12 protein-coding genes are annotated in these 13,130 nt (G+C 65.7%); 2 read left to right on the forward strand and 10 right to left on the reverse strand.

Going from position 1 to position 13,130, the window contains the following annotated elements:
- Nucleotides 1-32: 32 nt before the first annotated feature.
- The 7 genes from blaOXA to LRP30_RS24210 all read right to left on the reverse strand — a co-directional run bounded on the left by blaOXA (nt 33) and on the right by LRP30_RS24210 (nt 7,799).
- The gene (blaOXA, locus tag LRP30_RS24180; RefSeq protein WP_249756529.1) at nt 33-851 is read right to left on the reverse strand and encodes a class D beta-lactamase; all 819 of its coding nucleotides are present in this window, start codon (nt 849-851) and stop codon (nt 33-35) included.
- Nucleotides 852-922: 71 nt separating this feature from the next.
- Nucleotides 923-1,183: an EscU/YscU/HrcU family type III secretion system export apparatus switch protein gene (locus tag LRP30_RS24185; protein WP_128933147.1), complete on the reverse strand. Its 261-nt coding sequence runs from the start codon at nt 1,181-1,183 to the stop codon at nt 923-925.
- Nucleotides 1,180-2,802: a flagellar hook-length control protein FliK gene (locus LRP30_RS24190; protein WP_249756530.1), complete on the reverse strand. Its 1,623-nt coding sequence runs from the start codon at nt 2,800-2,802 to the stop codon at nt 1,180-1,182. The genes LRP30_RS24185 and LRP30_RS24190 overlap by 4 nt, the downstream gene beginning before the upstream one ends.
- Before the next feature lie 56 nt (nt 2,803-2,858).
- Nucleotides 2,859-3,653, reverse strand: a complete 795-nt coding sequence (locus tag LRP30_RS24195; RefSeq protein ID WP_249756531.1) for an ATP12 family protein — start codon at nt 3,651-3,653, stop codon at nt 2,859-2,861.
- Nucleotides 3,654-3,793: 140 nt separating this feature from the next.
- Nucleotides 3,794-5,008: an RluA family pseudouridine synthase gene (locus LRP30_RS24200; RefSeq protein WP_128933145.1), complete on the reverse strand. Its 1,215-nt coding sequence runs from the start codon at nt 5,006-5,008 to the stop codon at nt 3,794-3,796.
- 56 nt (nt 5,009-5,064) lie between these two features.
- Nucleotides 5,065-6,396, reverse strand: a complete 1,332-nt coding sequence (locus tag LRP30_RS24205) for a replication-associated recombination protein A (protein ID WP_249756532.1) — start codon at nt 6,394-6,396, stop codon at nt 5,065-5,067.
- Complete coding sequence (locus LRP30_RS24210) at nt 6,393-7,799, reverse strand: DegQ family serine endoprotease (RefSeq protein WP_249756533.1); 1,407 nt, start codon at nt 7,797-7,799, stop codon at nt 6,393-6,395. The genes LRP30_RS24205 and LRP30_RS24210 overlap by 4 nt, the downstream gene beginning before the upstream one ends.
- 312 nt (nt 7,800-8,111) lie before the next feature.
- On the opposite strand from LRP30_RS24210, the gene LRP30_RS24215 reads away from it, so the two are divergent.
- Nucleotides 8,112-9,725, forward strand: coding sequence for an OprO/OprP family phosphate-selective porin (locus LRP30_RS24215; protein WP_128940595.1), 1,614 nt, complete (start codon nt 8,112-8,114; stop codon nt 9,723-9,725).
- Between the two features lie 497 nt (nt 9,726-10,222).
- Here the strand turns inward: LRP30_RS24215 and LRP30_RS24220 are convergent, their stop codons facing one another.
- Nucleotides 10,223-10,600, reverse strand: a complete 378-nt coding sequence (locus LRP30_RS24220; RefSeq protein WP_128940594.1) for a helix-turn-helix domain-containing protein — start codon at nt 10,598-10,600, stop codon at nt 10,223-10,225.
- Between the two features lie 122 nt (nt 10,601-10,722).
- Between LRP30_RS24220 and LRP30_RS24225 the strand changes: the two genes are divergently transcribed.
- Complete coding sequence (locus tag LRP30_RS24225; RefSeq protein WP_128933141.1) at nt 10,723-11,736, forward strand: zinc-binding alcohol dehydrogenase family protein; 1,014 nt, start codon at nt 10,723-10,725, stop codon at nt 11,734-11,736.
- 130 nt (nt 11,737-11,866) lie between these two features.
- Here the strand turns inward: LRP30_RS24225 and LRP30_RS24230 are convergent, their stop codons facing one another.
- On the reverse strand, nt 11,867-12,163 hold the full coding sequence (locus tag LRP30_RS24230; protein WP_249756534.1) for a DUF1330 domain-containing protein: 297 nt from the start codon (nt 12,161-12,163) through the stop codon (nt 11,867-11,869).
- 8 nt (nt 12,164-12,171) lie between these two features.
- Nucleotides 12,172-12,960, reverse strand: coding sequence for an SDR family oxidoreductase (locus LRP30_RS24235; protein ID WP_249756535.1), 789 nt, complete (start codon nt 12,958-12,960; stop codon nt 12,172-12,174).
- Nucleotides 12,961-13,130: the final 170 nt, after the last annotated feature.

Consider the following 13,130-nt stretch of genomic DNA (forward strand, 5'->3'; position numbering starts at 1 on the left):
GATGCTAGTTGAGCGGCGCCAGCGCGGTAGCGCTAGATCGCGCCAATCTCGGCAAGGCAGGCTTGCGTCAGCGGCATGCGCTCACTGATGAGACGCGGCTCGCGGCAATCCATGTTGAGCGCGAACACGGTGTGCGCCTCGCCCTTCTCGGCCCAGCCGACCATCCAGCCGAGCGAGGGCTCGCCGCGTTCGGCGCCCAAGAGGCCCGACTTGGCGCGGATGATGCTATCGCCGACCTTGGTCACCGGCAGGATGTCGCAGACGAGATCCTGGCTGCGCTTGCTGATCGGCAGCGCACGGCGCCGCAGCCGGTCGACGAAGTCGACCTGCTCGACCGGATCGATGCGCAGGGCGCCGGTGAGCCAGAATTGGTCGATGCCGCCGCCGATATCGCGATTGCCGTAGTCGAATTCGTCGACATATTTCTGCATGCGCTCCTGGCCGATGCGGCGCGCGATCTCCTGATAGACCGGCACCGCGCTGACTGCGATCGCACTGCGTAGTGTGTGGTCCTTGTTCCAAGCCTCGATCGGCCGCTTCACGCCGTCCCAGGGAAACACGTCCTTGTCGGGGTCAGCGACCACGCCGGTCTCGAGCGCAATCAACGAGTTCGGAATTTTGAAGGTCGAGGCCGGCAGCTTCCCCTCGCCCGAGCGCTCCTTGTCGCTGGCGACGATCAGATAGTCCTCGACCTTGTAGCCGACGAAGCTGCCTGATGTGCCGAGATCGGTGAAGCGTTTGGCCAAGCTGTCGCGGATTTCGTTGCGCGGCGGGGCGACATGAGCGAGCGCGCGTGACGGCAGGGTGGCGGCTGCGGCGAGCAGGCCGAGGGTGGAACGACGGGTGATCAAGGGTGGTATCCGCTAATCGATGAAAGTGGCCGCAACCATGCAGCCCCCACGTGGTGAAACGATGACAGCGTTCAGCGCCCCCGCGACAGCCGCAGCACGAACACCAGCACTTCGGCGACGGCCTTGTAGAGGTCCGGCGGGATCTCCTCGCCGAGCTCGACCTTGGAGAGTGCGCCGGCCAAAACCTCGTTCTCCTCGATCGGAATGTCATGGGCCTTGGCGATCTCGACGATCTTTTCGCCGATCGTGCCCTTGCCCTTGGCGACGACAACCGGGGCGTTGGTGCCCTTCTCATAATGCAGGGCAATCGCGAGCTTGGATGGGTCGCTCATGTGGCGCGATCCAGGAAATGGCCGGCGCGAGCCGGCGCGGCCTGCGGCGGGGTGCCGTCGCGCACGATGATATCACCAGGCTTGAGCCCGGCTCTGGACAATGCCTGGCTGAGCTCACCGACGCCGGCTCGGAGCTGCTGTGCCGTCGCCGGCCGCTCCGCCCACATCCGCACAAAAGTCTTGTCGCCACTCAGCGTGATCAGCGCGTGCACCGGGCCGGCCGGCTCGACATTGAGCGAGAAGCGCGCGCGCCAGGCACGCGTGGCGGGATCGGCGGATTCATTGCTGCCATCGCGCAAGATCTCGAACTGCGCCATCGCGGTGCCCTGCGGGGTTGCGAAGGGAATCTCGAAATTCCATTGCGGCACGGCCGGGTCGATACGGTGGCCGGAAGCATCGATGCGATCGGGAAGCGAAGCGACCTGCAACAATGTCTGCCGCGCGATCGCGGCATCGGTGTCGTCGAGCAGGCGGTGCACGGTGGCGGCCAGCGGCGTATCGGGCGCCAGCGATGGCGAGGCGATGGATTGGGGCGCCGGCAATGCGCCGCGGAACGGCGGTGGCGTGGTCGCGTGGGTGGCCGCCTCGAAGATGTGGCCATCCGGCACGGCCTTGCTGGAGCCGGGCATGTTGCCGATCATTCGCGGCAGGTTTTGCGTCATCTCCTGCAAGAGGCTGGCGGCAAGGCCTGGGGACATGGTCCTGGGCATCGCGGCCTGTGCAGCGCCGCCAGCGATGTCGGCGAGCCCCGCAGCCGTGGGATTGGCGCTGCGCGGCGGTTGCAGCGGTTGGGCGATTTCGGGTTCGGTTGACGGCAATGCGGCCTGCGTGGCCTCGCCTGCTGCCTGGGCCGGGGCGGCAACGACCTGCGGTGTCGCCGTGGCGCCAGTCGGAATCATGGCGCCCTGGGTCGGCGGCGCGGCCGTCTCAATCGTGGTCAGCGTCTGTCGCAACACCAGCAGCGCCGCTTTCAAATCCGGCACTGCACCGGATGACGGGGGCGCGCCGGCGGCCAGCGAAGCCTCGAGGAACAGCCCCGATTTCTGGAAGGCGGATTCAATATCGCCGCCATCGAGCCCGGCGTTGAGCGGCGTCTGCTGCGCCAGCACGTCCAGCACGGCCTGCTTCAGCCCCGCCGGCAAATCGCTGCTGGTGACCACCGCTGCGAGATTGGCAAACAGCGGCGCCTGGCTGCCTTGCCTGGTCACGGCCTCGGCGGACGCCACGGTGACGGCGACTTGCTCCAGTGGAGTCAACGTATTGCGCGCCGCGCTCGCCGATGGCGCAAGCGGCGGGCTCTCCACCAGCGAGGCCGCAGCCGGCGTCAGCGCAATCTGATCGGACGCCGCCCCGCCTGTCCCGCCGACGACCGCGAGCCGGATGGTGCCGTCGTTTTGCGACACCGCGAGCTGGAGATTCTGCCCCGGGGTCAGCACCACTTCCGACATCACGTCCATCGAGAGGTTCGCGATCGCGATCCGCACCAGATTGTCGGCGAGCACGCCGACCACTTTGGCGTCGACGACGCTGCCGGCCTGAAGCACGAGATCGGGCGTCGTCGCATCAGCCACCGAGCTGGCGGCGCTGACAGGAACGATCGAGCTTATCGGCGTCGGCATCTTGAGGCAGCCCAGGGAATGCCATCCCACCCTAAGGCGCCGTCGTAAACCTCTCGTTAAGGACCTTCGGCCGCTTGCGGCTTCACCGCGGCCAAGACCGCCACGGCGGCCTCGAAATCCCGCAGGCGCGTGGCCCGGCGAGCGGCCGCTTCCTCGTCCACGCCCCATTGGTCGATGTTCCAGTCCTCATCGACATGGGCGGCGGCCCAGACCTGGCCAGCATCGCGCGCGCCATGGGCCAGCGCCAGCGCGAGCAGCGCCGAGCCGGTCAGGGTGGTCACCACATGGAGCGCGGCGACCGACCAGGCATCTCTTGGCAGCGCGGCGCGGGCTGCCTTCAGCGCCTCGTCCGGCTGCTTCACATGCATGATGCCCTCGGACAGGATGAAATGCGCGCCCAGCGACTCCGCGGCCCAGAACAGCACGGGGTCCCAATGCGCGGCCTCGCGGGCGACCAGCCCTTCGGGGTGGCCGGCGCGATAGAACAACAGGTCGGTCTCGAAGTATTTTGCGAGATCGTCGCTGACGAGATCAACCCGGTCGATCACACCCTCGACCACGCTGTTGGCGATCCGCGTCAGCGGCATGGTCACGGGATCGATCGTCTCGCCCTGCGCAGCCCATTCGGCAGCAACCGCATCGGCGAGGTCGCGCGAGGGGATCACCACCTGACGCCCGGTGGGCGTGCGGATCGGCTTGCCGTCGAGGGTGATGGCGAAGCCGCCCTCGGCCTCGCCTGCGCCGGCCTCGTTGTAGAAGCGCTTGCGCGGGGACGTGCGCGCGGAGGCGCGCGCCGATTCCCGCGGATCCGGCGGGGGTTGCCCCGCAGCTTCTTCGAACAATTCGCGCATGTTGAGTCTTCGGTCCCGGTCGCTGAATGCTAAGCTTTCAAGATAAGAGCGGCGGCCGATAAAGCGAGCGGCTGGCAGAAGGGAACTTGCGGGCATTGCGGCCCTGTTCGCCGGGCTTTGGCTGGCCGTGGCGCCTAGCCCTACTCCTCCGGCGCGTTCTCGATCGGATCAAACCGGCTTGCATCGAGCCCGAGCAGATTCCACGATTGCTGCATGTGTGGCGGCAGCGGCGCGGTGGCGTCGATCACGCCGCCGCGTGGATGCGGGATGACGATCCGGCGTGCCAGGAGATGCAGCCGGTTTTGCAAGCCGCCCGGCAGCTCCCAGTTCTCGATGTTGAAATATTTGGGATCGCCAATGATGGGATGGCCGATATGGGCCATATGGGCACGGAGTTGATGGGTGCGGCCCGTCACGGGCTTCAGCGACACCCAGGTCAGCTTGTTGCCGGCGGTCTCGACCATCGCGTAGTACGTCACCGCGTGGCTGGCGCCCTCGTCGCCATGCTGGGCGATGCGCATGATGGTATCGTCCTCGCCCTCCTCCTTCGCGAGGAAGGTCGAGATGCGGCCCTGCTTCGGTTTCGGCAGGCCCGGCACCAGCGCCCAATAGACCTTTCGTGCCGAGCGCGACCGGAACGCGCCGGTCAAATGCGAGGCGGCAAAGCGCGTCTTGGCGATCAAGAGACAGCCCGACGTCTCCCTGTCGATACGGTGCACGAGGCGCGGCTTCTGGCCCTTGGAATCGCGCATCACCTCCAGCATCTGGTCGATGTGCCGCGTCATACCCGAGCCGCCCTGCACGGCAAGGCCGGCGGGCTTGTTGAGGACGAGCACGTCGTCGTCCTCCCAAATCGTCATCTCCTTCAGCGCGGCAAGCGTCTTCTGCGCGGCTTCCGACAGAGGGCCAGCCGTCTTCGGCGTGTCGAGCTTGAGCGGCGGAATGCGGACGCTCTGCCCCTCCTCCAGGCGATCCTTGCTGTCGACGCGTTTGCCGTCGACACGCAACTCGCCTTTGCGCACGACGCGCTGGATGTGGGAGAACGACAGACCGGGAAAGCGCGCTTCGAGGAAACGGTCGACGCGCATGTTGTTCTCGTCGGCCGTCACGGTGACGGTCTGCACCTTGGTCGGCAGCAATGCCTCGACGGGCTTTGCCGGCGTGGGCTTTTCTATTGCGGCCTTGGGCGCACGCCGCTCGGCGCGCTCTCCCGCAAAGCGCGGCGGCTTGGCACCGGGCTTACCGCCCGGACGCGGTCCGGCCTTCTTCGCGCTGCGCGCCTTGAACGGGCGCGCCTCCTTGCGCTGATCACGCGAGCGGGGCTCTTGGTTGGTTCTCTTGATGCGGCGGCTCATGGCTGCCTGCCTAGCCCAAAAGTGCCGTTTCGTCACGACGAAATGGCGATTTGGCCTCAGCCGCCCCGCTCCTTGCGCAGCTTGGCCCAGTAATCCAGCCGCTTCCTGATCTCGCGCTCGAAACCGCGCTCGGGCGGGTCGTAAAAGGTCTGGCGGCCGAGGGCTTCCGGGAAATAGTCCTGGCCTGAAAAGGCATCCGGCGCGTCGTGGTCGTATTCGTAGCCGGAGCCGTAGCCTTCAGACTTCATCAGCTTGGTCGGGGAATTGAGGATGTGCTTGGGCGGCAGCAGCGAGCCGGCCTGCTTTGCCACCTGCATCGCCGTGCCGAAGGCGGTATAGACCGCGTTCGATTTCGGCGCGGTGGCGAGATAGACCACGGCCTGTGCGATGGCGAGCTCGCCCTCTGGGTGACCCAGAAAGTCGAAAGCATCCTTGGCGGCGTTGGCGATGACCAGGGCCTGCGGATCGGCAAGACCGATGTCCTCGACCGCCATACGCACGACGCGGCGGGCCAGGAACAACGGATCCTCGCCGGCATCGATCATGCGCGCGAGGTAATACAGCGCGGCATCGGGATCGGAGCCGCGCACCGACTTATGCAGCGCCGAGATCAGGTTGTAATGGCCGTCGGCCGACTTGTCGTAGATCGGGGCGCGGCGTTGCAAAATCTCCTGCAACTGCGCAGCGTTGAAGATCTCATCCTTGCGCGCGGCGCGCCAGACTTCCTCGGCGAGCGTCAGCGAGGCGCGGCCATCGCCATCGGCCATGCGCACCAGCACCGCGCGCGCCTCGGCATCGAGCGGCAGCTTGCGGCCTTCGACCTCCTCGGCATGCGCGAACAGCTTTTCGATCGCGGCCGCGTCGAGCGAGCGAAACACCAGCACCCGCGCGCGCGACAGAAGCGCCGCGTTGAGCTCGAACGACGGATTCTCGGTGGTGGCGCCGACCATGACCACCGTGCCGTCTTCCATCACGGGCAGAAACGAATCCTGCTGGGCGCGATTGAAGCGATGCACCTCATCGACGAACAGCAGCGTGCCCTTACCCATCTCCCGGCGGGACCGCGCGGCATCGAACGCCCTCTTCAAGTCGGCGACGCCGGAGAATACCGCGGAAATCTGCTCGAAATGCAGATCGGTCGCATCCGCCAACAGCCGCGCCACCGTGGTCTTGCCGGTGCCGGGCGGCCCCCAGAAGATGAGTGAGCCGAGCGTGCGCGTTTCCAGCATGCGCGTCAGCGCACCGTCGGAACCGAGGATGTGGTCCTGGCCGACGACCTCCGACAAGGCGCGCGGACGCAGCCGATCCGGCAGCGGATGCGGAGCATCATGATCGAGCCCCGCCGCGGCGAAGAGGGTTGGCGTCTCCTGTGGTCGCTTCGGACTCATCCGCCCAGCGTGACGTTGATCTGTTGGCCGCCGCGCACCAGCGTGATGCGCCAGATCCGGGGCCGTTCACCCGCGGCCTTCTCGAGGTCGCCGGTCTTGCTGATCTTCTGATTGTTGACCGCCAGGATGACGTCGCCTTTCTGGAAGCCGACACTTGCGGCCGCGGTATCGCCACCGATATCGGTGATCACGACGCCGTCGGTGTCGGCATCCAGATGCAGCTCGTCGGCGACGGCCGGCGTGATGGTCGAGACCTTCGCGCCCTGGAACGGCGAGCGCGCGGTGACGACGAGCTCGTTGCGGCCGGTGTCCGGCGCGGTCTCCAGTGCCACCGTCAACTTGACCGGCTTGCTGCCGCGCTGCACGTCGATCTGCGCGGTGCCGCCGAGCGGACGGGTCGCGAAGCGGTAATCGAAGGCGTTGGGATCATCCACGGTCTGGCCGTCGATCCCGGTGATGAGGTCGGAGGATTTCAGGCCGGCCTTCGCCGCGGGGCCATTCGGCACCACGCTTGCGACCAGCGCACCGGTCGGCGAGCGCAGGCCGAGACTCTCGGCGATCTCGGGCGTCACCGCCTGCAACCTCGCCCCCAGCCACGGCCGCTTCACCGCCTTGCCGCCGCTCTTGGCGGAAGCGACTACGACGCGCACCATGTTGGCGGGAATGGCAAAGCCGATTCCTTGCGAGCCGCCGGAGCGCGAATAGATCGCGGTGTTGATGCCGGCGAGCCTGCCGCTCATGTCGACCAGGGCGCCGCCGGAATTGCCGGGATTGATCGCCGCATCGGTCTGGATGAAGAACTGGTAGTCGGTGATGCCGACCTGCGTCCGCGCCAGCGCCGAGATGATGCCGTGGGTCACGGTCTGGCCGACGCCGAAGGGATTGCCGATGGCGAGCACGACGTCGCCGACCAGCAATTCGTCGGAATTGGTGAAGTCGAGGGTCGGGAATTTCTCCTTGGTGTCCTTCAGGCGAAGCACGGCGAGATCGGTGCGGGAATCCTTCAGCAGGATCTCGGCCTCGAACTCGCGCTTGTCCGACAATGACACTTTCACCTGGTCCGCGCCCTCGATGACATGGACGTTGGTGACGACGAGGCCGGAGGCATCGACGATGACGCCGGAGCCGAGCGAACGCTGCATCTGCTCGGGCTGCTGGCCCGGCACGCCGAAGAAGCGACGGAAGATCGGATCGTCGAGCAGTGGATTGCCGTTCTGCACCACCTTGGCGGCATAGACGTTGACGACGGCCGGCTGCACACGCTGCACGATCGGTGCATAGGACAGCCGCAACTCGGCCGGCGACGACGGGACCCGGCGGTCCTGCGCAGCAGTCGGATTGAAATGGGCTGAAAACGCTATGCACAAGGCCGTGGCGACGGCGGTCCAGGTCGATCGAAACATTCCTACCTCTTGGAAAAGACGCCGGAATATAGGCGCGTTCGCCCGCCAATAGAAGGGCGCCAGGCGGCAATATTCAGCCCCTTTCCAGTGTGTCCGAGATGCAAGCACAGCGTGCGAATCGGCAATTTGCCAGAGCGGTGGATTGGCATGATGCTCGTCATCCAGCATTGTGGTGTCGAGCGGATTCGGTTGCGGCGAATTGGCATCAGTGGGAACCGCGCAACCGGGCGCAGCGTCGCGGGGCAGTCATCGATCATACCTAGGCTCTCCCGTTGCGACTTGGGGAAGTTCGTCAAACGATGGAGTCATGACGTGAGCAGGACAAGAATTGCAGCCACGGCGATTGGACTCGCCGGCGCGCTGGCGGCCTCGCAGGCCCAGGCCCAATCGGCAAGCAGCAGCGAGCAGGAGATCGCGCTGCTGAAACAGCAATTGAAGATGCTGGAGCAGAAGCTCGACAAGCTCCAGAGTCAGACCGCAGCGAACACGGCGGCCACGGCGAAAGCCAGAGCCGAAGCGAAGGCTGAAGCCAAGGCCGAGGCGCGCTCGGAGGCAAAGGCCGCGGTTGCCAACGCCAATGCGGCGATCCCGGTCAAGGGACCGGCGCCGGCCTCCGGCGTCGTCGTGACGATGCCGAACAACCGGCCAACCATCTGCACCGCCGACCAGGCGAACTGCGTCGCCATCACCAGCCGCCTGCATTGGGATGTCGGCGGCTATGACTATCGTCCCGACACCGCGGCGACCGTGCCGCAGAAGCTCGACAGCGGCCAGAACGTTCGCCGCGCGCGCATCGGCGTCACCGGCAAGTTCTTCAACGACTGGAACTTCGCGCTGGTCTACGACTTCGGCGGCTCATCCGACGGATTTGGCGGCGCCGCGCCGGGATCCCTTCCGGGCGGTGGCGTCTCCGGCGTCGAGAATGCCTATCTCAGCTATACCGGCCTAAAGCCGTTCGGCGGACGAATGGCGATCGAGGCCGGCATCATGGACCTGCCCTACACCATGGACGAAGCCACGAGCTCCAACGACATCATGTTCATGGAGCGCGCCTCGCCCGGCGTGATTGCAACCAATATCGCCGCCGGTGACTTCCGCTCGGCAGCCGGTGCGCGCTGGTTCAACGACCAGCTCTGGATCGGCGGCTATGTCACGGGACCGTCGACCGGTGCGATCCACTCCGCCTCGAGCGCGGCGCCAGCCGGCACCAGCGAGCAATATGGCGCCGTGGCGCGCGTGGCCGGCAATCCGATCAGCGGCAAGGACTACTCGGTGCATATCGGCGCCGACGCGCAATGGCTGATCCAGCCGCCGCGCAACCTGATCGCCAACACGCAGACGGTCACGCTCAGCGATCGCCCGGAATTGCGTCTCGACCCGACCACGCTGATCTCCACCGGCGCCATCGCCAATGCCTCGGGCGCGCAGGTCTACAGCGTCGAGGCGGCGGCGACCTACGGACCCTTCATCGTCCAGGGCGAGTACTTCTGGTACAATGTCGATCGCACGGCCAACACCGGCGTGCCGCTGGTTGGTGCACCGAGCCTGAAATTCCAGGGCGGCTACGCCCAGGCCGGCTACGTGCTGACGGGCGAAGGCCGGACCTACAATGCTGCGAACGCCGCCTATAGCGGTGTCAAGCCGGCGCATCCGTTCTCGCTCGACGGTGGCGGCTGGGGCGCGTGGGAGATCGCGGGACGCTTCTCGACGATCGATCTCAACAATCAGTTGGGAGCAGCGACCGGCATCGCCGGCGGCCGGCAGACCGTCTATACGCTCGCGCTGAACTGGTACGTCAACGGCAACGTCCGCTTCATGCTCGACTATCTGCACGGAACGGTGTCGCGGCAGGCCTCGCCGATCTCGACCGCCGATGTCGGCTCGAAGTTCGACGCGGTGGCGATGCGCACGCAGTTTGCATTCTGAGACTCTACACCTCTCCCATTGGGCCCCATTGGGAGAGGTCGCGCCCAACGGATCGCGCCAAAGGCGCGCCCGATGACAGGCTCCGGCGCGGGTGAGGCGTTACGCTCATCGAGGATGCGGCGCCCCCTCACCCGAATTGCACTGGACGATGCTTGCGCATCGCCAGATGCAATTCGAACTCTCCCCGCTGGTAGGGCTATCGCATATGCATTTCGCGGGGACCACCCGCGAGTTTGCTCCGCCTCTCCCGCTTGCGGGAGAGGCCGACGCGTCCCGGGCGATGCGAAGCATCGTCCCGAGCGCGGCGGGTGAGGGCTCTCACCGCACTGGGATCGCCTCCGCAATTCTCGACAATCCCGACGCGGAGGCACCCCCACCCCGCCCTCCCCGCAAGCGGGAGAGGGAGCCCACTGCCGATGCCGAAGCATTATTCACGCCATATGCGATAGCCCTACCCCCGCTGGGGAGCGGTAAAAAAAGCCGGCGTCTTCATCCCATCACGCCGCGCGCTTGGGCTTCTTCGCGGCCACCGGCGCGGGCGCGCAGGACAGCCGCTGTTGGTGGTTCTCGCCCCAGGCCTTCAGGATATCGATCACGGGCCTGAGGCTCTCGCCGAGCTCGGAGAGGCAATACTCAACGCGCGGCGGCACCTCGGCATAGACCTTGCGGATGACGAGCTTGTCCTCCTCCAGCGCGCGCAGCTGCTTGGTCAGCATGCGTTGGGTGATGCCGGGCATCCGGCGGCGCAGTTCGCCGAAGCGCTGAGTGCCGCTCTGGAGGTGATAGAGGATCACGCCCTTCCACTTGCCGTCGATCAGATCCAGCGTCGCCTCGACCGAGCAGCCCGGGCGCCGGGCAAAATTGCGCCGTTTCATGCGTGTTTTTCCAATAGTATCCAAACAGGGACTATATCCCCGAATTTACAGTACTTGCCAAATCGGGGCCAGAGCGACAGTTAGGATGGCGGGCGAACAAAGCCATCTGATGGAGACAAGCCATGAAGGCCGTCGGCTACAAGAAATCGCTTCCGATCGAGGACGCGGATTCACTGATCGATTTCGAGACCGCAAAACCCGAGCCCGGAGGGCGTGACATCCGCGTCGCCGTGAAAGCGATTTCGGCCAATCCGGTCGATTACAAGGTGCGCAAGCGCGCCGCCCCGCCCGAGGGCGAGATGAAGATCCTCGGCTATGACGCGGCCGGCGTGGTCGATGCCGTCGGCCCCGACGTCACGCTGTTCAAGCCGGGCGATGAAGTGTTTTACGCAGGCTCGATCCTGCGCCAGGGCACCAACTCGGAATACCACCTGGTCGACGAGCGCATCGTCGGCAACAAGCCGAAGCGCCTGTCGTTCGCGCAAGCGGCCGCCCTTCCCCTCACCTCCATCACCGCCTGGGAGCTGCTGTTCGACCGGCTGGGCGCGGTCCCCGGCAAGAGCGTCGATCCGCGCACGCTGCTGATCATCGGCGGCGCTGGCGGCGTCGGCTCGATCCTGATCCAGCTCGCGCGTCGTCTCACCGGGCTGACCGTGCTCGCGACCGCGACGCGGCCGGAGTCGCAAAAATGGTGCCTCGATCTCGGCGCGCATGCGGTGATCGACCACGGTAAGCCGATGAAGGAGCAGATCGAGAAGCTCAAGTTGCCCCCGGTCGCGCTGGTCGCGAGCCTCACCTTCACCGACCAGCACTACAAGGCGATCGCGGAGGTCATGGCACCGCAGGGCAAGTTCGGCCTGATCGACGATCCGCCGGAATTCGCCATGAGCACATTCAAGGGCAAGGCGATCTCGGTGCACTGGGAATCGATGTTCACGCGCTCGTCGTTCCAGACGCCTGATATGATCGCGCAGCATCGCCTGCTCAATGACGTCGCCGACCTCATCGACAAGGGCGTGTTGCGCACCACGCTCGACCAGACCTTTGGCACGATCAATGCGGCCAACCTCAAGCGCGCCCACGCGCTGCTCGAGAGCGGCAAGTCGCGCGGCAAGATCGTGCTGGAGGGGTGGTAGCAGCTACAATGTCGGTGCGTAGGGTGGGTTAGCCCTGCGACTGCGCGAAGCGCGGTTCGCAGGGCGTAACCCACCTCTTCTATCTCTGCGGAAACACACAGCGGTGGGTTACGCCTTCGGCTAACCCACCCTACGTTTCCCTCGCCCCCTCGACGAACAGCAGCCGCCGCTCCAGCGCCGTCTGCCGCAGCTTCAGCGCCTCGGCATATTCCGGCGAGGCGTACCATTCCTTCAGCCTCGCCATCGACGGGAATTCGACGATGATGATGGCCTTCGGCGGAAGATTGCCTTCGGCGAGTTCGGCCTTGCCGCCGCGGACGAGATAACGCCCGCCGTATTGCGCGATCGTTTTCGCGGCGAGCGTACGATAGGCTTCAAATCCATCGGGATCGCGCATCTCGACTTCGGAAATCACATAGGCTGTCATGCACGGCCTCAAGCGATGGTGTTGACGATACCACCTTCCGCGCGCAGCGCCGCACCGTTGGTCGCGGACGCCTCTCTCGACGCAATGTAGACCACCATGTTGGCGATCTCCTCCACGCTGGCGAAGCGCTGGATCAGCGAGCTCGGACGATGCTGCTTGACGAAATTGGCAGCGGCTTCGTCCACCGATTGGCCGCTCTGCTTCGCCAGATCCTTCACGAACGTCTCGACGCCCTCCGACATGGTCGGGCCCGGCAGCACGGAATTGACGGTGACGCCGGTGCCGCGGGTGAGCTGCGCGAGCCCGCGCGCAACCGAGAGCTGGGCCGTCTTGGTCATGCCGTAATGAATCATCTCGACGGGAATGTTGAGTCCGGACTCCGAGGAGATGAAGACGATGCGGCCCCAGTTGCGCTTCAGCATGCCCTTCATGTACGCGCGCGACAGCCGCACGCCGCTCATTACGTTGACCTCGAAGAAGCGCGTCCAGTCCTCGTCGGGAATCTCGAAAAACTCCTTCGGTTCGAAGATGCCGGCATTGTTGATGAGGATGTCGATTTCGGGAAGCGCCGCCACGAGTGCCTTGCAGCCTTCCGCCGTCGAGACGTCGGCGGCGATGCCGCGGACCTTGGCGCCGGTCCCTTCCAGCTTGCGGACGGCCGCATCGACCTTGTCCCGGCCGCGACCGTTGATCACGACGCTGGCGCCGGAAGCGGCGAGGCCCTTGGCGATGGCGTGGCCGATGCCAGCGGTCGAGCCGGTCACCAGTGCAGTTTTTCCCGAAAGGTCGATGTTCATGTAGTATCTCCATCAGAACGATGACGGGGATATCGGACGTGGCGGATTGGGCCGCAATTGGCGCTCACCAATCAGTGACGATCACGAGCTGTTCCGGCAGCGACATGGCGCCTCGTATGCCCCTGTCGCGGCTGGAACGATTATTGCTAAGCCTGACCGAGCTCTTCTGC

The organism is Bradyrhizobium sp. C-145 (genome assembly GCF_023375135.1).
In the GTDB taxonomy this organism is placed as follows: Bacteria; Pseudomonadota; Alphaproteobacteria; order Rhizobiales; family Xanthobacteraceae; genus Bradyrhizobium; species Bradyrhizobium zhanjiangense.